At 44.6% G+C, this 22,941-nt stretch carries 15 protein-coding genes and 1 pseudogene; 12 read left to right on the plus strand and 4 right to left on the minus strand.

Translation table 11 applies throughout. The annotated features are described in order from the left end of the window. Positions 1 to 3 precede the first annotated feature (3 nt). The 5 genes from metH (at position 4) to JN178_RS05260 (ending at position 7,920) form a co-directional block, all read left to right on the plus strand. Positions 4 to 2,628, plus strand: coding sequence for a methionine synthase (gene metH / locus JN178_RS05240; RefSeq protein WP_202264220.1), 2,625 nt, complete (start codon positions 4 to 6; stop codon positions 2,626 to 2,628). A gap of 20 nt (positions 2,629 to 2,648) precedes the next feature. Next, positions 2,649 to 3,233, plus strand: a complete 585-nt coding sequence (locus JN178_RS05245; RefSeq protein WP_202264222.1) for a DUF938 domain-containing protein — start codon at positions 2,649 to 2,651, stop codon at positions 3,231 to 3,233. Between the two features lie 148 nt (positions 3,234 to 3,381). Then, the gene (locus JN178_RS05250; protein WP_202264224.1) at positions 3,382 to 4,590 is read left to right on the plus strand and encodes a YjgN family protein; all 1,209 of its coding nucleotides are present in this window, start codon (positions 3,382 to 3,384) and stop codon (positions 4,588 to 4,590) included. Between the two features lie 5 nt (positions 4,591 to 4,595). Continuing rightward, positions 4,596 to 5,624 (plus strand): M48 family metallopeptidase, encoded by a 1,029-nt coding sequence (locus tag JN178_RS05255; protein ID WP_202264226.1) that lies wholly within the window; start codon positions 4,596 to 4,598, stop codon positions 5,622 to 5,624. A gap of 274 nt (positions 5,625 to 5,898) precedes the next feature. Continuing rightward, positions 5,899 to 7,920 (plus strand): methyl-accepting chemotaxis protein, encoded by a 2,022-nt coding sequence (locus tag JN178_RS05260; protein ID WP_202264228.1) that lies wholly within the window; start codon positions 5,899 to 5,901, stop codon positions 7,918 to 7,920. Between the two features lie 20 nt (positions 7,921 to 7,940). Here JN178_RS05260 and JN178_RS05265 read toward each other — a convergent pair whose 3' ends face one another. Next, entirely contained in the window at positions 7,941 to 8,828 is an 888-nt protein-coding gene (locus JN178_RS05265) for a LysR family transcriptional regulator (RefSeq protein WP_202264230.1), read from the minus strand. A gap of 17 nt (positions 8,829 to 8,845) precedes the next feature. After that, on the minus strand, positions 8,846 to 9,790 hold the full coding sequence (locus JN178_RS05270) for a hydrogen peroxide-inducible genes activator (protein WP_202264232.1): 945 nt from the start codon (positions 9,788 to 9,790) through the stop codon (positions 8,846 to 8,848). Positions 9,791 to 9,946: 156 nt separating this feature from the next. Between JN178_RS05270 and JN178_RS05275 the strand changes: the two genes are divergently transcribed. The 4 genes and pseudogenes from JN178_RS05275 to betI all read left to right on the plus strand — a co-directional run bounded on the left by JN178_RS05275 (position 9,947) and on the right by betI (position 15,549). After that, the gene (locus JN178_RS05275; protein WP_202264234.1) at positions 9,947 to 10,600 is read left to right on the plus strand and encodes a carbonic anhydrase; all 654 of its coding nucleotides are present in this window, start codon (positions 9,947 to 9,949) and stop codon (positions 10,598 to 10,600) included. An 11-nt stretch (positions 10,601 to 10,611) separates the two neighbouring features. Continuing rightward, a complete protein-coding gene (locus JN178_RS05280) occupies positions 10,612 to 12,249 on the plus strand; it encodes a SulP family inorganic anion transporter (RefSeq protein WP_202264236.1) in 1,638 nt (545 codons plus the stop codon). Positions 12,250 to 12,432: 183 nt separating this feature from the next. Further along, positions 12,433 to 14,846 (plus strand): annotated as a pseudogene (locus JN178_RS05285) (TonB-dependent receptor domain-containing protein). Positions 14,847 to 14,988: 142 nt separating this feature from the next. Beyond that, positions 14,989 to 15,549 carry a transcriptional regulator BetI gene (betI, locus tag JN178_RS05290; protein WP_159623437.1) on the plus strand — a complete coding sequence of 187 codons (561 nt, stop codon included), beginning with the start codon at positions 14,989 to 14,991 and terminating at the stop codon, positions 15,547 to 15,549. Between the two features lie 94 nt (positions 15,550 to 15,643). Here betI and JN178_RS05295 read toward each other — a convergent pair whose 3' ends face one another. Together JN178_RS05295 and JN178_RS05300 are read right to left on the minus strand one after the other, a co-directional pair. Further along, on the minus strand, positions 15,644 to 17,719 hold the full coding sequence (locus JN178_RS05295; RefSeq protein ID WP_202264238.1) for a M13 family metallopeptidase: 2,076 nt from the start codon (positions 17,717 to 17,719) through the stop codon (positions 15,644 to 15,646). Then, positions 17,709 to 18,953, minus strand: a complete 1,245-nt coding sequence (locus JN178_RS05300; RefSeq protein WP_202264240.1) for a GNAT family N-acetyltransferase — start codon at positions 18,951 to 18,953, stop codon at positions 17,709 to 17,711. Before JN178_RS05300 ends, JN178_RS05295 begins: the two co-directional genes overlap by 11 nt. A 109-nt stretch (positions 18,954 to 19,062) precedes the next feature. Between JN178_RS05300 and JN178_RS05305 the strand changes: the two genes are divergently transcribed. The 3 genes from JN178_RS05305 to csrA all read left to right on the plus strand — a co-directional run bounded on the left by JN178_RS05305 (position 19,063) and on the right by csrA (position 22,662). After that, complete coding sequence (locus JN178_RS05305; RefSeq protein WP_202264242.1) at positions 19,063 to 19,512, plus strand: regulatory protein RecX; 450 nt, start codon at positions 19,063 to 19,065, stop codon at positions 19,510 to 19,512. A 229-nt stretch (positions 19,513 to 19,741) separates the two neighbouring features. After that, positions 19,742 to 22,339, plus strand: a complete 2,598-nt coding sequence (gene alaS / locus JN178_RS05310; RefSeq protein WP_202264244.1) for an alanine--tRNA ligase — start codon at positions 19,742 to 19,744, stop codon at positions 22,337 to 22,339. 131 nt (positions 22,340 to 22,470) lie between these two features. Then, the gene (csrA, locus tag JN178_RS05315; protein ID WP_012517705.1) at positions 22,471 to 22,662 is read left to right on the plus strand and encodes a carbon storage regulator CsrA; all 192 of its coding nucleotides are present in this window, start codon (positions 22,471 to 22,473) and stop codon (positions 22,660 to 22,662) included. Positions 22,663 to 22,941 lie beyond the last annotated feature (279 nt).

Raw genomic sequence — 22,941 nt, forward strand, 5'->3', positions numbered from 1 at the left:
CATGTGAGCGCAGAATTTTCTACCTTTATTAATATCGGCGAGCGTACCAACGTCACAGGCTCGGCGCGATTTAAACGTCTTATTTTAGAAGGCGACTATGAAGCAGCACTTGATGTTGCTAGGCAGCAAGTTGAAAACGGTGCACAGATCATCGATATCAACATGGATGAGGCGATGCTTGATTCTAAGCAGGCCATGATCACCTTCTTGAACCTTATTGCTTCTGAGCCTGACATCAGTCGCGTTCCCATTATGATTGATTCATCGAAATGGGAGGTTATTGAAGCAGGCCTTAAGTGTGTTCAAGGTAAAGCTATCGTTAATTCTATTTCGCTTAAAGAGGGCGAAGAGCAGTTTTTAAGTCAAGCTAAGCAGATTAAGCGTTTTGGTGCAGCGACGGTTGTTATGGCATTTGATGAGGCCGGTCAAGCTGATACGCAAGCGCGTAAAATCGAAATTTGCCAGCGCAGCTATAAGTTGTTAACTGAAGAAATTGGTTTTCCACCTGAAGATATTATTTTCGACCCCAATATTTTTGCGGTAGCAACCGGTATTGAAGAGCACGATAACTATGCTGTAGATTTTATCGAAGCCACTCGTGTTATTAGACAAACATGTCCGTATTCACATATCTCAGGCGGCTTGTCGAATATTTCTTTTTCATTCCGCGGTAATAATCCGGTTCGCGAAGCAATGCATTCGGTGTTTTTGTACCATGCGATACGCGCAGGGATGGACATGGCGATTGTTAACGCTGGTCAACTCGAGGTGTATGATGAAATACCTGCTGAACTGCGCGATGCGGTTGAAGATGTCATTCTAAACCGACGCAGTGATGCGACAGAGCGCCTGCTGGATATTGCACCTAACTATCAAGGTGATGGCAAAGCGGCGGCAAAAGAAGATTTGAGCTGGCGCGAGCAGAACGTCAATAAACGTTTAGAGCATGCACTGGTAAAAGGCATTACCGACTACATCGTCGAAGATACTGAAGAAGCGCGTCAACAGGCTGAACGCCCGTTACATGTTATTGAAGGTCCACTAATGGACGGCATGAATGTGGTTGGTGACCTGTTTGGTGAGGGGAAAATGTTTTTGCCACAGGTCGTTAAATCGGCCCGTGTAATGAAAAAAGCGGTGGCACATTTACAGCCCTATATCGAAGCTGAAAAGTCAGATGATGCGAAGAGTAACGGGAAGATTTTGCTTGCGACGGTGAAAGGAGATGTTCACGACATAGGGAAGAACATCGTTGGTGTAGTACTTCAATGTAATAATTTCGAAGTCATCGACTTGGGCGTAATGGTGCCAGCGGCAACGATTTTGCAAGTCGCAAAGAACGAAAATGTAGACATGATAGGTTTGTCTGGTCTTATTACGCCATCGCTCGACGAAATGGTACATGTGGCCAAAGAAATGGAAAGACAAGGCTTTGAAATACCGCTGCTTATCGGCGGTGCCACGACATCGAAAGCGCATACTGCGGTAAAAATAGAGCAGAATTATCATGCGCCAGTGGTATATGTGCCTAATGCAAGTCGTGCCGTTGGGGTATGTCAGCGCTTACTTAATAAGACGTCTAGAGATATCTATGCGGCTGAATTAGCCAAAGAGTATGACACTGTTCGCGAACAACATGCGCGTAAAAAGCCAAGAAGCAAACCTGTTAATTTGGCACAGGCTCGTGATAACGCTTTTAAGCCTGATTTTTCAACGCCACCAGTTAAGCCAAATGCGCTAGGTGTAACCCCGGTAACGGCGGATTTATCTGTACTACGACAGTATATCGACTGGACGCCATTTTTCCTCACATGGTCATTGGCGGGTAAATATCCTCGTATTCTTCAAGATGAAGTGGTTGGTGAACAAGCCTCGTCATTGTTTGCCGATGCCAACGCAATGTTAGATAAAGTGATAGCGTCTGGCTCGCTTAAAGCGAAAGGTGTAATTGGTCTTTTTCCTGCTAATCGCGTGGGTGATGATATAGAAATCTACGCTGATGAAACACGCAGTACGCTTCAAGGTGTTGCTCATCATCTTCGTCAGCAAACACTAAAAGATAAGTTTGCAAACTACTGCCTAGCAGATTTTGTTGCTGACAAAACAAGTGGCGTGGAAGATTTTGTGGGCGCGTTTGCTGTCACCGGTGGTATTGGTGAAGATGAATTGGCTCAGCAGTATATTGATGCCGGCGATGACTATAACGGTATCATGGTGAAAGCAGTAGCCGACAGGCTGGCAGAAGCATTTGCAGAATACCTTCATGAGCAAGTGCGCAAGCACTATTGGGGGTATGCTGCTGATGAAGATCTCAGTAACGACGAGCTCATACGTGAAAAATACTGCGGTATAAGACCTGCGCCAGGTTATGCGGCCTGCCCTGAGCATACTGAAAAGCAGCTGATATGGGATTTGCTATCGGTAGAAGCCCATACAGGTATGAAACTTACAGAAAGCTTTGCTATGTGGCCAGGGGCTTCAGTATCTGGTTGGTATTTCGCTCATCCTGAGGCCAAATATTTTGCGGTAGCAAAAATTCAATCTGATCAGGTTGAAGATTATGCGAAGCGCAAAAGGTGGACGCTGGAAGAAGCCGAAAAATGGCTTGGCCCCAATTTAAGTGACTAGCGGAATTTGATAATACAGCCATGTTTGAGAAACCCTTTAGTCAAGCCTGTGAAAACAACAAGCGCCCCATTCTAGCAGTACTGGAAAGGGCGTTTGCAAATTCAAAGGTTGTGCTTGAAATAGGCAGCGGAACAGGTCAGCACGCCACTTTTTTTGCACAACACTTAGGGCACCTTGTATGGCACACCAGTGACCAAGTCCAATATCATCAAGGGATAAATGCCTATATTGATGAGCTGTCACTAACCAACATAATAAGGCCAAGGCCACTTAAAGTCGGAGAAGATAGTTTCCCTGAAATTGGAGCCGATGCATTTTTCTCTGCCAATACTGCACATATTATGCAAAAGCAGGAAGTGATGTTGTTAATGCACTCGATAAGTGAGCAGTTGCCACCGGGTGGTGTATTTTGTCAGTACGGTCCATTTACCCAAAATGGTAAGTTTAATGCTAAAAGCAATGAAGAGTTTCACCACTCGCTGCTTGAACGCGGGTATGGAGGGTATCGCGATATTGACGAACTGCGTGAGTGGGCAGGGCTACTGTCGTTAGCTGAAGTGATAGACATGCCCGCAAACAACCACATGCTCATTTGGAAAAAATAATATTGAACGTGGTAAGTTGGGCGCTTGATTACGGCATATTAATGATGTGGAGAGTTGCTTTTTTCAGCTGATTCTCGTAATTTGAAACATCAAAATTTAACAAGAGCGTTAGCAAATAACGTCAATCAAGGAAGACGAGAGGTATCCTATGGATGATAGCAACACAACTTTCCCTAACTATGAAACCTATTCTACCGATGAGCTTATTCAAGCTTTATCGTCAATTGACGCAGAGGCATTTCCAGAACGTGCTGCTAAGATCACCGCACTTATTGCAGAGCGTAAAGCACAAGCCAACAGTGATTTATCACATCAAGAAAATGATGTAGTGATCCGTACTGAGCAAGTAAAATTTCACGGTAATACCAAAGAGTTTTTTGCTATTTGGATAGTGAATTTGCTGCTTAGCATAGTGACATTAGGTATCTACTCCGCGTGGGCCAAAGTGCGCACAAATCGTTACTTTTATAGTAATACCGAATTGGATGGCCACCGTTTTGCATACCTAGCAGAGCCACTGCAAATTTTGAAAGGGCGCATAATTGCGGCGTGTTTGTTTGGTGCCTACTTTTTGTTATCCGCGGTTAGCCCAGCGGCGGCATTCGCACTGATTGTTGTCATGATGTTTCTCTCACCTATGCTCGTGATCCTGAGCATGCGCTTTAGAATGAGAATGACTGCATATAGAAACGTGCGTTTCAGCTTTAAAGGGCGTTATGGTGAAGCATTCATGTTGTTTGTATTGCTTCCAATAGCTAGCGTATTTACTCTTTATTTGCTGATGCCTTGGGTACTTAAAAAGATTGATGCATTTCTAGTCGACGAGTCTGGCTTTGGTGATAAGGTATTTAGCAGTAAGCTTTCCACAGGTGAATACTACGGTGTAGTGTTTGCGGCGGCACTGATTTCAATTGTTCTATTTCTTTGTGTAGGTTTTGTAGTGGGTCTATTAACAGGGTCGTCAACGATAACCGCTGAAGACGGTTTTAGTGTATTCACAGTTGCCATGTTTGGTATGTACCTGTTTGTCTACGCAATTGTTTCTGGCTTCTATAATGCTCGCATCCGAAACCATATTTACCAGAACAGCCGTTTAGAGAACGTTGCATTGTTCAACTCTACGGTGACAGCAACAGACCTTATTACATTGCGTCTGACCAACATACTCGCCACAGTATTTTCTTTAGGCTTCGCTATACCTTGGGTAAAGATACGAACCGCAGCATTTTTTGCTGATGCAACGCAAGTCAGAGTATTAGAGGGCTTTAGTGAAGTCTCTGCCGGTGAGCAAGGCTCTGCAAGCGCAGTATCTGAAGAGGCAGCCACACTGTTTGATGTCGATGTGGCATTGGGTTAACAGCGATGTACCAAGCTCAGTATTATCACAGCGGCAGTGTGGCGTCCTCTGCTGCAATCTGTGAAATTACAGACGATGTGCTAGTTGTTAAAGTTGGGCATGACGATGAACACTTAACATTGGCACGAAGCGATGTGAAAGTGAAATCTAAGCTTGGCGACTTACCCAGAGAGATAGTGTTGCCTAATGGCGATATGTTGATGTGCCCATCGACTGGCCCGTTAGACAATTGGCTTGATGGGCCGTCAGGCGCGACTATTTTTCGCATTGAAAGCAAAACGTCTTGGCTTATTGGCAGCGTTATTCTAGTCCCGCTATTACTTTATGTAGTGTTTGCACATGTCATCCCGCAAGTTGCTATATCATTGGCAGCGTATGTTCCATATAGCGTTAAACAAATTGCATCCGACCAAACGCTGAGTGCCCTTGATTACTCCGTGCTTGATGTCTCAACGCTCTCAGAGCAAGAAATACAGTCAATGCAGAATAGCTTTAACGAGTTGCTTGAACAGATATCGACGAAGAATCCGCGCTACCGAGTAATGTTTAGGGCATCAGAGTCCTTTGGGCCAAATGCATTTGCTTTGCCTGACGGCACAATCGTCTTTACCGACGAGCTGGTAAACCTTGTTGATAAAGAACAAGCACTTCTTGACGCCATCTTTTTACATGAGGTTGGCCATGTAGAGAATAACCACTCTATGCAGCTTGTTGCGGAATCGCTTTTTGCTACCTTGGCAATTAGTTACTTCTTTGGCGATTTAAGTGGTGCGTTAGAATCATTTTTAGGTGTAGGCTCAAGTGTAGTGCACAATCAGTTTTCTCAAGCGCATGAGTGGGAATCAGATAACTATGCTATCGCGCAGCTTCGAGTGTTAAATCGAGACCCCGCAGATTTCGCCAATGCTATGCGCGTGCTTCAGTCGCTAGTTGGTAATGAGCATGAAGCAAATAGTTGGTTCCAATCTCACCCTATGATTCAAAAACGCATAGATAACGCCAATCGAGCGAATGAAGAAAGCCGTAATCCATAGCTGTGAGGTAATACTTAAGGCTTCAAAGTACTGCGCATTTAACCGATACTTAAAGGTGTCTTAAAAAATTTCAGGGTTGTAAAACGCCACGAACTATTCCAAAGTAAGGGATGTGTTTTGGCGTTCTCTTTTCTCTTTGTATAACACCTCTTTAGGTGCTGTTTTCTGCCAAATCGCAATTCGCAAAATTCAAACTATAAAGCATACGCAGTGTTCCGCTCAATTTTTCCTCAGCAGCATTGTGTAGTGCCACTAATAACAATGAGAAGTACCAATGAAGTCCATATCATTACAGAAAAAATTTATGCTAATCGTCGGTGGCAGCATCGCACTAATGCTGCTTATCACCGCATTTTTCCTCGTTAATACAGTTGCAGACAACACGAGAAGCCGGGTTGAAAAAGAAGTAACCGCATTGGTGGCAAGAGAAGCTAATGACGTTGAGGGTTTTTTTGCCACCTATGGTGGCGTAGCGCGAGCTTTTCTGAGTAGTCCGTTTTTTCAAGATTTTTTTGAGCAACATACTCAGCGAGGCGCATCAGAATCGCAACTTAGCAATGCGAAAACGATTTATACGTTGTTTGACAATATAAGTAGTGCTGATCCTGTCATTAAGTCTGCTTTTTTTGGTTCTGCTATTACAGGTGAGTATTTCTACGAAGAAGGCCGAGTAGGCGTGGATACTTCTGGTCCGGATGCAGGAAACCCTAATGCTGGGTATTTTGCAACTAAACGCCCTTGGTTCAAAACTGCGGTTGAGAAAGGCAAGTTGTATGTTACGCCGCCTGCGGTTGACTCTCAGGATGGCAGTATTTCAGCCGTTGTACAAACGCCCATCTTTCGCAATGGAAAGCTATTAGGTGTTGGCGGCGTTGATATTCTCATTAGTACCGTAGGAAAAGTCATCGACTCTATTCGCTACGAAGGGCAGGGAACGGCGTTTTTGTTGGATGATAACCAAAACATCGTGTATTTCCCTAAGCAATCCTCTGACTTGCCGTTGAGTTCCCCCATCAGTGATTTTGATAAGGTATTTAGCGAGTCGGAAGGCTTCAGAGCATTGGCGGCTGATATTGCACAAAAGCCGTCAGGTATAGTGCCAGTTACTTGGAAAGGCGAAGCCTATTTCGTTGTATTTGAACACGCCAAAATCAATTCGCCAGAAATGAATTGGTCACTTGGGATTTTAGTACCAGCCAGTGTGATCAACAGCCCTATTAATACCGCAATGACAATGGCTACAGTAGTAGCGTTAGTCATCATTGGGGTTATTGTGCTGATTACTTATATTGCCAGCGCAAAGGTAACTCAGCCTTTGGTAAAAATGCGTAATGCAATGTCAGAGATTGCCAATGGTGATGGCGATCTTACCAAGCGATTAGAAGTTAGCAGCAACGATGAGATTGGTGCTTTAGCGGTGGAGTTCAATAGGTTTACTGACAAGTTAAGGGTTATTCTGCGCGAGACAGCAGCTAATACTCGAATGGTCGCTGAAGCGGCAGTGCACTTGCGCGACGTTAGCCAATCAACAAGTAAAGAAATTAATCAGGAACGCAGCCAAGTAGATAATGTATCTACCGCGGTAACTGAAATGGCTGCGACCGTTGTCGAGATATCAAAAAACGCTGCACAATCGAGTGAGGCAGCAACAAAAGCCGACACATTAGTGCAAAGTGGAAGCGCACAAGTACAAGAAGCAGTCGTTGAAATAAGAGCGCTTGCCGCTGCCATTGATGAAGGTGTTGAAGTAGTAAGTGGTTTAAGTAAAGAGTCTGACAACATAGGTGCCGTTATTGATGTCATCAATAGCATCGCCGAACAGACCAACTTGTTAGCGCTTAACGCCGCTATAGAAGCAGCGCGCGCCGGCGAGCAAGGGCGTGGTTTTGCTGTGGTTGCCGATGAGGTTCGTTCACTGGCAAGCCGCACTCAAGAGTCTACAACAGACATAAGAAGAATGGTTGAGCGACTGCAGCACATGGCAGAGCAAACTGACGGCGTTATGCAACAAGGAAAAATGCGCTCAGAAACAGGCTTAGAGAAAACAGAGAAAGTGGTATTAACCCTTCAGGATATCACTCAGTCTATCGGGCTTGTGCAGGAGCAAAGTACACATATTGCGCTAGCAACTGAACAGCAAACGGAAGTAGCACACGATATCAATAAGTCGCTTGTAGCTATAACGGGGCTTAGTGATCGCACTAGCCAACACGCTGAAGAGTTAGCGGTTGAAGCAACCCAGTTGAGCAGTGTCTCAAGTGAATTGAAGGAAATCGTTAGTCAATTTAAGATTTAATTCACGCCTAAACCGCGGTGTTACTGAGGGTGGTGACACCGCGACATATCTATAAACTCATCGACAAACCCTAACGCGTCTTCAGCTTTCCTATGACCGAGATAAAGTGTTTTTGCTATACCTTTTTCCCCAAGTGATCGATAGCAAACGTCAGTATCATCATGTTCGTCAATAAGCCATTTCGGCAGGGCAGTAACGCCTCTGTTAGCGGCCACCATTTGCAATATAATCTCGGTAGTTTCAATGGTTTTATGTTGCTTAACTGTGCAGTTAGCAGGCGTTAAAAACTGGGTGAAGATATCAAGGCGACTTAGCTCAACAGGATAAGTAATTAGGGTTTCTTGTGATAAATCTTGCGGCTTGATATAGGCCTGTGCAGCTAGAGGGTGAGTATTGTGCATTACTAACACTTGTTCGTAATCGAATATGGGAGTGTACGTTATTGTATCGAGCTGCAACGGGTCGGGCGTGAGTAGAATGTCGATATCATAGCCATGAAGCGCTTGTAGGCCGCCAAACGAAAATGCGCGCATGACGTCCACATCCACATCGGGAAATGCCTTTAAGAATGGCGCAACAACTTTTAATAACCACTCAAAACAAGGATGACACTCCATACCTATCCGCAATATCCCCTGTTTTCCTTGAGCGAAGCGCGCAAGTTGTGCTTCTGCGTGCTCAAATTGAGGGAGCACGCGTTGGGCGAGCCCGAGTACACTCTGGCCGGCTTGCGTGAGTCGTAGCCGTCGCCCATCCTTTTCCCACAATGTGACTTGGTAGGTTTGTTCCAGTTTTTTCATAGCGTGACTGAGCGCAGATTGTGTTAAATGCAGCGAGGTCGCAGCTTGAGTCACCGTGCCGTGTGTTTCAATGGCTTTTACGATTCGCAAGTGTTGTCTGTCTATCATTGCGGTTCCCTTTCCATTTATTTGTCGATGATTGCGACCGCATTGGAAAGTCGCGTTTCAATAATATTTTTAACAATGACGGCGATTTCTCTAAATGTTTGTCTTCCCGGAGCGGTATTTCGCCAGGCTAGAGAATGTTGTCTTTCAATGGGCATATCGGCAATTTCACAAACATGGAGCGCTTCTGGCTTGTGCAACTCAGAGTGAATGTATAACCCTGGTAAAAACGCAACGCCCATTCCCATTACTACCATTTGGCGCAATGTATCTAAGCTGGTGCCCTCGTAATCTCGTTGGAGATCGGCACCAATTTCGTCACAAATACGCTGAACTTGGTGGTGGAAGTGGTGACGGTCTTCTAATGTCAGTACTTTTTCACCACTAATTTCTTCAGGACGTACGTACGCTTTCCCAGCTAAATGATGATCTGATGGAATAACAAATTTCAAAGGTTCGTTAAATAAAGGCTGAGTAATAAGCTGCGAGTTTTCCCCTGACATGGGAGATAAAATTAAATCGTACTCGCCCCGCAATAAGCCGTGCTGAAGTGCGCTTGGAGCACCTTCGCGCACATAAAATCGCAAGCCCGGTTTGCGTTTATGTAAATCGGGAAGTACAAATGGCAGCAAATAAGGCCCTAGCGTCGGTGGTATCCCCAAGCGATAGGTCACTACATTTCCCTCTGACAAGTCTCGGGCTATTTCACCAAAGCGCTGTGAAGACTGTAATACCTCTTCAGCAACAGATAATAACGCCTTACCTTGTGGCGAAAGCAGGGTACCAGTTCGAGAACGCTCAAATAAATTAAGACCCAATGTCGTTTCTAACGCACTAATCTGACTGGTCAGAGTAGGCTGGCTAATACCCAAAATCCCTGCTGCCTGTCGGAAGCTTAAATATTTCGCAACCGCAACAAAGTACCTGATTTGGTTGATTGACGGGGTTTTGCCGTTGAGTTGCATAGTGCTAATTCCGTTCTTTTACTAAGCTTGTAGTAATGATTATTTGCGCTGATAGTAAATGGCTATCGCGAACTGGTATATTAAACTATTAATCTATCAAGTGACACTGAGGTATTAACATAATCATTATAAATATTAAATTATTGGGAGTAAGTTATGGATCATGTATTTTCAGGGGTAGCGAAATTCCAGAAAGAAGTGTACCCGAACAAAAAGGCTAAGTTTCAGAAACTTGCCACTGGCCAAAATCCAGAAGTCCTTTTCATCACATGTTCAGATTCTCGCATCGACCCTAACTTGGTTACACAAACAGATCCAGGTGAACTGTTTATCTGCCGTAACGCGGGTAACATTGTGCCTCCTCACAGCAATCAAACTGGTGGTATGACAGCATCGATTGAGTTCGCTGTAGCAGCCCTTGGTGTATCTCATATTGTTATCTGTGGTCATACAGACTGCGGTGCGATGAAAGGTGCAATTAACCCAGAGGGTCTTGATTCGCTTCCACACGTTAAAGAATGGTTAGGACACTGCCGTGCAGCAACAGACGTAGTAAAAGAACGTTGCGGTCACGATAAATTATCACTAGAAGACTTAGAAGCAGTGACCAAAGAAAATGTTGTTCAGCAAATACAGCATCTTCGCACCCATCCTGCTGTTGCAGCGAAAATTGCAACAGGCCAAGTGATGCTTCACGGTTGGGTTTATAACATCGGATCTGGTGAAGTCTTGTGCTACAACGGTGAAAACGGTGAATTTGTAGCTATGGACCAAGCCTCTGCTGAAGAGCAACTGGCTCGCGCAGAGTAAGGTCGGTCGCTATGGTTAAAATTAATCTTTCTAATTTACGTGGCGATTTTACCGGTGGTTTGACCGCCGGTATTGTTGCTTTACCACTTGCACTTGCACTTGGCGTAGCGTCGGGCCTAGGTCCTATGGCTGGTCTTTACGGTGCTATTGCAGTGGGTTTCTTTGCCGCATTATTTGGCGGTACGCCAGCGCAAATTTCTGGTCCTACAGGGCCTATGGTGGTTGTACTTGCGGGTTTGTTCGCAAGCTTATCGGGCGATGCTAGCCTTATTTTTACTGCCGTTATTCTTGCTGGTATTTTCCAAATAGTATTTGGTGTTTTAGGGGTAGGCCAATATATTCGCCTTGTTCCTTATCCGGTTATATCAGGCTTTATGTCGGGGATCGGTGCCATCATTATTATTTTGCAGATAGGGCGCTTGCTTGGCCACGAACCGCCAGGTGGAACTATTGGCGCGCTAACTTACTTACCTACGGCACTTGCAGATATTGATTTTGCTACCCTTGCGCTTGGTCTTGGCACCTTAGTGATTGCGTACAAATGGCCTGCTGCACTGGGCAAATACGTACCAGGTGCGCTGGCAGCACTTATTATTGGCACCTTGGTAAGTTTAGCACTGACCGTTCCTGTGTTGGGCGATATTCCTACCGGTTTGCCAAGCTTACACTTGCCAGTTTTTGACCAAAGCAAAGCATTACTTATTCTAGAAGCTGCATTTATCCTAGCTGTGCTAGGGGCAATTGATAGTCTATTAACCTCGTTAGTGGCTGATAACATGACGCGCACACGTCACGATAGCAACAAAGAGCTTATTGGACAGGGCATTGGTAATACTTTCGCTGGTTTAATTGGTGGTATTGCAGGTGCGGGCGCGACAATGCGTACGGTTGTGAATATCCGAAGTGGTGGTAAATACAACATCTCTGGCATGGTTCACGCGCTAGTGCTATTGGCTATTGTTTTAGGCCTTAGCCCACTTGCAGCGCAAATTCCTCACGCAGTTTTAGCGGGTATTCTTGTTAAAGTAGGCTTGGATATTATTGACTGGAGTTACCTGAAACGAGCTCATAAAGGACCGCGTTGGGACTTCGGCCTAATGCTTATGGTTCTTGCGCTTACTGTATTTGTTGACCTTATCACCGCTGTTGGCGTGGGTGTGGTATTCGCAGCATTAGCGTATGTTAAACAAATTGCACAGCTGCAAATTGAAGAGCTTAAGAAAATACCTGAGTCGTTAAATGACCCACAAGAGAATGAGTTATTAGAATCACTCAAAGATAAGGTGTCGATCTTTAGCTTTGGTGGTCCACTAAGCTTTGGGGCGGCGGCCGACCTTGGTCACCATGTGCGCGAGCGCGTAAAACCAGGCTCTAAAGTGACTATATTAGACTTTTCTCGTGTGCCGTTAATGGATGTGTCAGCTGCAATGGCGGTCGATACAGTAACGTCTGATGCCCTTGCTGCTGGGCGACAACTGGTAATTTGCGGTGCCAATGAAGAAGTGAATAAAGTGTTGGAAGGTGTGAATGAAGCACACCCAGGTATTCCTAATTTTGACACTTTGCACGAGGCATTGCTCTTTGCAAAAAAGCAAGTAGCCGGGACTGGAAGCGCGCATCATAGTTTCCAAGCCGCAGCGCAATCGTAAACTAACTTATACCTTTCCCTTTACTTTGCCCTCCCTTTGGAGGGCTTTTTTTTGCTTATCACTTATCGTTTTCCGAGCATTCTTATTTTTATTAATTGATTGTTCAATTAAACTTAACGTAACTGTAACAAAGCTCCTTTAGTGTGTGGTCCAAACATTACACAACAAAGACTGGAACACACAATGGGAACACATCACAAAGTATCGTTGGCAGTACTCGCTGCCTTATCGTCAATGTCACTTGCAACAGCTGAAGAGGCCGTGGGTGACAGTGAAGAACGAATAGAAGAGATTACGGTTGTAGGGCGTAGCGTCTCTTATGCAAACAATGCGACTAGTGAAGATATGTTTAAGCAGCAGGCCAATTTGAGTAGCGTGCTGGCCGCGGTAGACAACCTGCCGGGCGTCTTAATTAACGAGGGTGATACATTTGGTGCAGATGACTGGTCGACGTCTATTGTTATACGCGGCTTCCAAGTTAACTTGAACGAGCAGCAAATCGGTATGACCGTAGACGGTATTGCCAATGGCAATTCAAACTATGGTGGCGGTGCGAAAGCCAACCGTTATATCGACACTGAAAACGTAAAAGGTGTAGAAGTATCGCAAGGTACTGCTGATATTGCATCACGCTCGCACGAAGCGTTAGGCGGCACACTAAACTTCACCACGATAGACCCTGCAATGGAGCAAGGCTTGGTGACTAGCGTAACTGCTGGTGAATTTGATGCATCGAAATACTATGTACGCTACGAAACCGGCGAAATTTTCAAAGATACTTTTGCGTGGATTAGTCTTTCAAGCCAAGAAAGTTCTGACTTTATGCAGCAGGCTGCTGAAAATACCCGCGATCACGTTGCGATGAAAATTATATCAACGGTTAACGACGTGGCGCTAACGGGCTATGTATCATATGACGATACCCATGAAGACAACTACCAGCGAATTTATGGGTTGGCACAATATGAACAAAACCCGCATTGGATCAGTTAACGGATGAATGGACAGGTGTTCCATATCAAGATCAAGCCTACCGCCGTGGTTGGTCAACACTTCGTGAAAACCTATTTGCTTACTTACAAGCTGATTTCTCAATTGGTGCAGTGGATGTCACCACAAATGCTTACTACCACGATAATGAAGGGCGCGGAGACTGGGTGCCACCTTACTTAGTTGACGTGGCTAATGATGGGGATGCGGGTCACTCTGAACTTATCAATGGCAACACTGTATTTGGCGGCGCAGCGCTTGGGCAGTTCTATTTCGTTGATAGAGCAGGCAATCAATTAAGTCCAATTGAAGGTTGCGCAAGTGCGTTAACGTTCCCGTATGGTGGCGCTGGTGCTGAGTATGACCCTGATTGCCACGAGCAAGGTGCAATTCCAGTTGGTTCGTATCGCCATACGCACTACAACAAACAACGTATTGGCTTTAACGCCGATGCTATTTGGTACACCAAGATTGGTGAGTTTGATAACACCATGCGTTTTGGCATCTGGTGGGAAGACTACGAGCGCGACGAGTCTCGTGACTGGCATAAGATAACAAACTCTGAGATCAGCTACGACTTCAACCAGACACCATATTGGGTGCAGTATGACAGAAGCTTCCCTGTTGATACCTTAATGTACTACATCGAAGATGAACTCGATCTGGGATTTGCGCGAGTGCGACTTGGTGCGAAAAAATTCAATGTTGATATTGCCAAGAACGATAATTTTGATGCAAGTAATGATCTAGATGTGAATACTGACTCAGATACGCTACTTTCAGCAGGTATTGTGGCACCACTACCTATAGAAGGTCTGGAAGTATTCGCAGGTTATGGCGAAAACTTCGCGGCCATTAAAGATGCACAATTGGAACGCGACGACACGGATTTGCGTTTCATAAAGCCTGAAACTGCTGACAATATCGATGTGGGTTTCAGATACGCATCACCGGGTTTCAATGCCAGTGTGACTTACTACAATATTGAGTTTAACGACCGTATTCAGTTTACCAGTAACGAAACTTCAGCAGGTATCGATTTCCTTGAAGCTGCTGCCGGTGGTTATCGAAATGTGGGTGGTATCGAGTCTAGTGGTATTGAAATCTCTGCTGACGTAATGCTAACCGACACACTTTCATTGTTCACCTCTGTTACTGTCAGTGAGTCTGAGTACATTGCCACTATCGGAGGAACGGGCACACAGTATGACACCTTAGCAGATGCTCAAGCCGCCATTGCTGATGAAAACAACCCTGAAAGTTCATTGGTAGCGGTTGAGGGTAACACCGTTATTGGTACGCCAGATACCATGGCTGTAGTGAGCTTAGATTGGGCAAAAGATAATTACTTTGCGGGTATTTCTACAAAGTATGTCGATAGCCGCTTCCTTGATATTTATAACAGTGCTGAAGTAGAAGATTACATTGTAAGTGACTTGTACATTGGTGGGTTTGTAGAAAACTTAGGCCAAGGTATTGATGAATTGGAAGTACGTCTTACCGTAAATAACCTATTTGATGAGGATTATGCCTCTACCATTGCCCCAGGGGCATTCTGGATTGGCGCCCCGCGCGCCGTTGCAGTAAACGCACGCTTAACCTTTTAATCGTGTTACTATACCTGTGAAGGCTAGTCTTTCGCAGGTATAGTTAATTTTTGAGCGAATCTTTTGAGACTCTGCATAAAAAAGAGTGATAAAAAAGACGCTAATTTAGAAGGTTTGGAGTTGTAGCATGCCCAAGGTGGGAATGGAACCAGTTCGCAAAAAGCAGCTGATTGAAGCCACGTTAGACGTTATGGCAGAGGTGGGATACCACAGTACAACAATTAGCTTAATCGCCAAAAAGGCGGGATTATCGTCAGGGATCATCAGCCATTACTTTGGCGATAAGCAGGGGTTGATTGAAGCAACTATGCGTCACCTTCTCGATGCATTGAAAATAACTCAACCAATTGCCGATCCGCTACAAAGAATCGACTTCATCATCGAAAACAACTTCTCACAAACCCAAGGTGCGAGCTCAGCAACTAACACTTGGTTTAATTTTTGGGCGCTCTCATTGCACGATGAAACACTCCATCGCTTGCAAAGCGTAAACCACAAACGACTTGAAAGTAACTTAGCGTCAAGCTATCGCAAACTACTCAAAAAAGAGCATGTGAAAAACGCAGCCTCGTCTACTGCGGCATTAATTGATGGATATTGGTTGCGATACGCGATGGGAAGTGTGGGAAGTGGGGATTTTTCACCTGCTGTTGAGCGAGTAAAGCAGTACGTGAGGGACCTTGTCAGTCAATACGGGAAGTAAATTCAACATAACGAAGTGCACTTTTCAAATAATTCACTAATAAAAAAGGTAGGCGTTTAAAGCCTACCTTTTTTGTAACTTGCTTACTAAGTTATTACCAAATGCGAACGCGCTCTTCAGGTGGAAGGTAGAGTGCATCGCCAGGTTTAACGTCAAAAGCTTCATACCATGCGTCATGGTTACGTGGTGCTTGAGCACGGAAACGGCCCGGGGCATGCGTGCCTGCGCGCAGTTGGTTAAGCATACTTTGTTCAGTACGTTTCTCTTTCCATACTTGTGCCCAAGCAAGGAAGAAACGCTGATCGCCGGTTAGACCATCGATGACTGGCGCTTCTTTACCGTTCAGGCTTAACTTGTATGCATGGTATGCCATTGAAAGGCCGCCTACGTCACCAATGTTTTCACCTAAGCTATTGCGACCATTTACGAAGTTACCTTCGATTGGCTCGTACTGACTGTATTGCTCTGCCAACATATCAGCTTTCGCTTCAAAAGCGGCACGATCAGAATCAGTCCACCAGTTGCGTTGAATACCGTTAGCGTCTGACTTTGAACCTTGGTCATCAAAACCATGACCCATTTCGTGTCCAATAACCGCACCAATGGCACCGTAGTTTACCGCTGGATCAGCATTAGGATCGAAAAATGGCGGTTGAAGAATTGCCGCAGGGAATACAATTTCATTGAATGAACTGTTGTAGTAAGCATTTACACGCTGTGGCGTCATGCCCCAACGGTTGCGGTCTGTTTTTTGAAGCTCACGCTCGACAGATTGTTCGTGGAAGAACTTGCGCAGACTCTGAACATTACCAATAAGGTCTTTGTCGCTAATGGTTAGTCCTTCAAACGATTGCCACTCATCTGGATAACCAATTTTAGGATTAAACGCCATTAGTTTTTCTTTGGCATTAACTTTTGTTTCTTCACCCATCCAGTCAAGGTTGTCGATACGCTCACCCAGCGCAGTGCGAAGGTTTTCAACGAGTTCGGCCATTTGTGTTTTTGAGCTTTCTGGGAAGTACTCGTTTACGTAAATTTTGCCGATCGCAAAGCCCAGTGATTCTGTGCCAGACATTTGGCTTACCGCACGTTTCCAGCGAGGGCGAGGCTCTTGCTGGCCATTAAGTGTGCGTCCAAAGAAGTCAAAGTTCGCAAGGTAAATCTCTTCTGAAAGAAGACCTGCATTGTTCGAAATGGTGTGATATTTAAGGTATGACTTCCAGTCACCTAGATCATTTTCGTTGATGACTTTGATGACTTCCTTAACTGGCTCAGGTTGTGTGATATTAAGTTCAGGTACTTTGTAACCTGTCTGCGCGAAGTAGGTGTCCCAATCGAAGCCTGGGTACTCATCTGATAGTTTACTGCGCTCAATTTGATTGAGGGTAAGGTCGCGGTTACGGCGCTTTTCACGGGGCCATTGCACTTCTGCAATTTGGGTTTCTAGTGCAAGAATATTAGCCGCCTTTTCAGCCGCGTTTTCTTCGCCAGCAAAACCAAGCATTTGCTCGATGTGTGCAACATAGGCTTCGCGAATTTTCACAAAACGCTCTGCATCGCTTAGGTAGTAGTCACGGTCTGGTAAACCCAGGCCGCCAACGCCAACGCTCAGTTGGTATTCATTGGGGTCTAAACGGTTGTACCACATACCTCCGCCAATAGGCGATGTTGAACCCACAAGCCAGCTATTACCAAATGCGGCAGTTAAGTCTTTTTTATTTTGAATACTATCAATAGAAGTCAACACGTCTTCAATGGGAGTAATACCTTTTTCATTGATAGTGTCAGTGTCCATGTAGGCCACGAAGAAGTCATGAACGAGCTTTTCTTCTGCGTTGAGTGACTCTTTTTCCATTAAGCCATCGATAATATTTTTAACTTGCTCTTCGCTGCGTTCGGCCAACGCCGTGAATGCGCCAAAGCGCGTTTTATCAGCCGGGAGCTCGTAATTGTCATACCAAGTACCACTTGCGTACATAAAGAAATCATCGCCTGGTTTAATGGCTTCATTGCGGGCTGATAAATCTACACCAAAAGAGCCTAATTCAGCTTCACCTTTTGGCATTTCGGTTTTGGCAGCGGTTGTTTGTTCTTTTACTTGTTCTGACTGACCACAGCCCGCAAGTCCAAGTGAGGCCGCTATCGCTACGGCAAGAAGTTTATGTTTCATAGTTTTTCTCGTTGTGATGATGAGTGTCGTCGTTAGGGTTAATGACACTTGTTGTTTTTAAAGTAGGCACAAATTCCTTGTTAAACGGTAAAGCATTCCGTGCCTGATTAAAATAGGCAGCAAGATGTTGTGTTTCTTGCTGTAAAAACTGCGCAACAGCTTGATGAAACGCAGGCTCAAAAAGACGATGGTACGAACGGCAATAAATAGGTTCAAATCCGCGAAGTATTTTATGCTCACCTTGTGTGCCGGGGTTGAATAAAGGCAGTTTCTTCGCAATTGCGAATTCAATTCCCTCGAAATAGCAGCACGCAAAATGTAGCCCGCTAATGTCTTTCAATGAACCCCAGTATCGACCATAAAGCCCAGTTTCATCGAAGAAAAACAATGCAGACGCCACAGGTTTTTCGTGCTCAAATGCTGTAACAATATGCATGTTTTGGGACATGGTTTTTACTAAGCGCTCAAAAAATGTCTCATTCAGGTAGCCCTCATGACCACTTCGTTTCAGATAGGTTGCTTTGTAACATTGGACAAAAAACAATAACGTCTCTGGGGTGATGTCGCTTCCTGAAGCATGCTTAAAGTGAATGCCATTTTCTGCATGTACCCGCCGTTGTTTTTTTATCTCTTTGCGCTTTCGAGAAGTCAGTGTGCGAAGAAAGTCATCAAAGCTGTCGTAACCATAGTTATGCCATTGAAACTGAACACTATAGCGAGATAAATAATCTGAATGGCTAGAAAGATAGGTGGGCCGTTGATCGTCGAATAGCCAGTGAAGCGAAGACAAATTCACGCCGTAGGTATTCTCACAATATTGCCTCAACCTTGTTTCAATTTCAGTAAATAATTGGCGAGATAGCGTTATGCCCTTAGCAACCAATAAACGCTTCCCTGTAACCGGTGTAAATGGGATCGCACTTATCCATTTGGGATAGTAGTCTAAACCATGTTGATGATAGGCATTAGCCCATGCGTGATCGAAAACATACTCACCATAGCTGTGTGTCTTTAGATAGCCGGGAATTGCCGTTACAATGCGTTCGTTATCTAAAAGGACAATATGGCAAGGCTGCCAGCCGGTTTCATGAGTACAGCATTGGCTTTGTTCTAGTGCACGCAAAAATGCGTGTTGTAAGAATGGCCCGGCATCACGTGCGAGCGAATTCCATTGTGCCTCGTTAATTTGCGCAAAATTGTCGATTATTTTTATGGTGTAATTCATTGCCAACACGCACGTTTAACTCATTTTTACCGAACCTATGAACCGCGAAGTTCAATGAGGTCAGTTGCGCCGAATTTCGGCTCTTAATACGTAAACAATTAAAGAGTAAGTTCACAAAATGTCAGAGTTTGATCGAAAAATCATTACCGACGCGATTACTCGCATGCTGGCACGACGAGAGCATAGCTATAGCGAGATTGCTCGAAAACTCTCCCTAAAAGGGATAGAAAGCGAAGCATTTAGTCCCATATTAGAGGAATTCCGTGACGCTGACATTCAAAGTGATGAACGCTTTGCCGAAAGCAGAGCACGGGCACTGTATATGAAAGGTAAAGGGCCACGTGCAATCAAGCTGGACTTGCAGCAATACGGTGTTAGTGAGCATTGTGTTAGTCGCGCTTTTGATGAAATAGAACCAGACTGGTTTGAAAGTGCCAAAGCCGTAAAAATTAAAAAATTTGGTGACTTTTTTGAATCAGATTTTGGGCTTCGTCAAAAACAAAAGCAATTTCTTCAGTACAGAGGCTTTTACCAAGAACACATCGAATATGCAGTAAGTGGCGATTGATTCAGTGAATGATGGCCATTTTTGACGCATTTATGGGCATTTTTGTGTGGTAGAGTGCGTGCTTTGACTTAACAAAAACGCGCTATCCGTGATATCGTTGCGCAAATCTGTGCGCGTTTTACGATACGTGTTTATCACTAAGTGCAGCATGCTGCATTAATTCGCGAAGCCATCGTAAATTTATGGCGTTACACATCATATTAATCGAATAAAGGAAGTTAGGTTTTCAATGACATTATCAACTGCTGACTTGCGTAACAAGTTTATCGAATATTTCAAAAGTCATGGTCACCAAGCAGTGGCCAGTTCGTCACTGGTCCCAGCAGATGATCCCACGCTTCTTTTCACCAATGCGGGTATGAATCAGTTTAAAGATACCTTTTTGGGTGCGGAAAAACGCAGTTACACACGCGCTGTATCTTCTCAGCGCTGTGTGCGTGCTGGTGGTAAACACAACGATCTAGAAAACGTGGGCTATACAGCTCGCCACCATACGTTCTTTGAAATGTTGGGTAACTTCAGCTTTGGCGATTACTTCAAAAAAGAAGCCATTGAATTTGCGTGGACATTTTTGACGCAAGAAGTTGGCCTTCCGAAAGAAAAGTTACTCGTTACCGTGTACTCAGAAGATGATGAGGCATTTGATATTTGGGAAAACCACATTGGTGTGCCAAAAGAGAAAATCATCCGCATCAGCACTTCTGACAACTTCTGGTCAATGGGTGACACGGGGCCGTGTGGACCATGTTCAGAAATTTTCTACGATCACGGTGAGCATATTTGGGGTGGTCCTCCTGGAACACCTGAAGAGGATGGCGACCGCTTTATTGAGATTTGGAACCTGGTATTCATGCAGTTTAACAAACAAGCTGATGGCACCATGGAACCATTACCAAAACCGTCAATAGATACAGGCATGGGGCTCGAGCGTATCTCTGCTATTTTGCAAAACGTACACAGCAACTATGAGATTGATTTGTTCCAAAATCTGATCAAGTCAGCGGCGTCAATTGTAGGCTCTGATGATTTAGAAAATAAGTCGCTACGTGTAATCGCTGATCACATTCGCTCATGTAGTTTTCTTATTTGTGATGGCGTTATGCCATCGAATGAGGGCCGCGGCTATGTATTGCGTCGTATTATTCGTCGAGCAGTACGTCATGGTTACAAGTTGGGAGCGAATGACATTTTCTTCTATAAGCTTGTGGCATCACTTGCCAAAGAAATGGGCGAGGCTTACCCAGAGCTTGTTGACCAATTACCTGTTGTAGAAAAAGTACTTCGTGTTGAAGAAGAGCAGTTTAGCAAAACACTGGCTCGTGGCATGGCGATGCTTAACGAAACGTTAGAAGGTCTTGAGGGCGATACTATCCCAGGTGATGTGGTATTTAAACTTTATGATACATACGGCTTTCCTACAGACTTAACAAACGACGTAGCCCGTGAACACGACCTGAAAATTGATGAAGAAGGTTTCGAAGCTGCTATGCAAGCGCAACGGGCTCGCGCTCAACAAGCGAGCAACTTTGGCGCAGATTACAACACTAAACTGGCTATAGAGCACGAAACAGCGTTTACTGGTTATACCGATGTTGAAGGTAGTGCAAATGTTGTTGAACTAATTGCCGACAATGCGTTTGTTGATGAGCTTAATGACGGGCAAGAAGGTGTTGTGGTACTAGACAGCACACCGTTTTATGCCGAAAGCGGCGGTCAAGCGGGCGACAAGGGCGTACTTCGTGTTGCTAACGGCGAGTTTGTGGTAAGTGATACGCAAAAAATGGGTAATGCGTTTGCACACAAGGGTATAGCGAAAGGTAAAGTGACTAAAGGCGATACCGCAACGGCGGCCATTGATGCAGTTAATCGCGAAGCCATTAAAAAGAATCACAGTGCAACTCACTTACTTCATGCGGCATTGCGTGAAATCCTGGGTGAACATGTTACTCAGAAAGGCTCATTGGTAGAAGCGCCGCGTCTTCGTTTTGACTTTTCTCACTTTGAGGCAGTGACAGCAGAGCAGCTTTCACATATCGAGCGCCGCGTAAATGAAGAGATTCGTGCAAACCACGCGCTTGCAACCGAGTTGATGGAGCTTGAAGAAGCAAAAGCATCAGGTGCAATGGCATTATTTGGTGAGAAGTACGACGAAAAGGTACGTGTTGTTACAATGGGGCCGTTCTCAGTAGAGCTTTGTGGTGGCACACACGTTACTCGCACAGGTGATATCGGCCTGTTTAAAATTACCAGTGAAGCCGGTATTGCTTCTGGGGTTCGCCGTATTGAGGCAGTGACCGGAGAGCAAGCAATCGCCTTAGTGCAATCTCAGCAAGCTGCGCTTTCATCGCTTTCTGCAATGTTAAAAACTGATACGCAAAATGTGCTTGAGCGCGTTACAGCGTTGCAAAATCAGACTAAAGAACTAGAAAAAGCGCTCAATTCTGCAAAACAAAAACTGGCGAGTCAGCAAGGTGCTGATATGCTTAGTAATGCAGTAGAAATAAATGGCGTTAAAGTACTGGTTGCAAATTTGGAAGGTGTAGAGGCCAAGTCATTGCGTGCAATGATGGACGACATTAAAAACCGAATTGGCGAAGGTATCGTAGTATTAGGTGTAGCTAACGAAGCAAAAGTGAATCTTATTGCTGGTGTAACTAAAAACCTAACTGGCAAAGTTAAGGCGGGCGAACTTGTAAACTTCGTCGCATCACAAGTTGGTGGTAAAGGGGGCGGTCGCCCAGATATGGCACAGGCGGGTGGTGATAAGCCGGAAAACCTTGCTGGTGCGTTAGAATCAGTTAACGCATGGTTACAGGATAAGCTATAATTATTTCTGTATATAACAGTGGGTTTTTGAAGTGACACAGAAACAGGGAATCACTGTCGCTATCACTGGGTCGTGCCAGTGGCAGCAAACTTAAATGGATATGTTCAGTATTAAGGAACAGGAGCAAGCGAATGCTTATTTTGACTCGTCGAGTTGGTGAAACGCTTATGGTTGGTGACGATGTGACTGTTACCGTTCTAGGTGTAAAAGGGAATCAGGTACGTATCGGTGTTAACGCACCAAAAGAAGTTTCTGTGCACCGTGAAGAGATTTATATGCGTATTCAAGCGGAAAAAGGCGGTCAGCCAGGATCTGCAGAATAAAGGCATTAAAGTCTTCATAGTGAAAAGGTCAGCTATAGCTGGCCTTTTTTGTAGGTAAAATAAACAGCGTTGGTTAGCTTTGAAAATAATGACAGCATTATTCGCTTAATATTTTCAAAAAAAATCCAAAAATTTTTAAAAATGAGCTAAGTTTTTAAGAAGTGTTCGTTAGCGTTACATGTTTTTTTTCGCTTTTAATTTTCAGGTTAGCGTTGAAATATCAAAGAAAACTGTATGCAAGGTAAACAAAATACCTTTTTTTTGAACGAATCGGTTAAA

The sequence above is a fragment of the Alteromonas sp. KC3 genome, assembly GCF_016756315.1.
Taxonomy (GTDB): Bacteria; Pseudomonadota; Gammaproteobacteria; order Enterobacterales; family Alteromonadaceae; genus Alteromonas.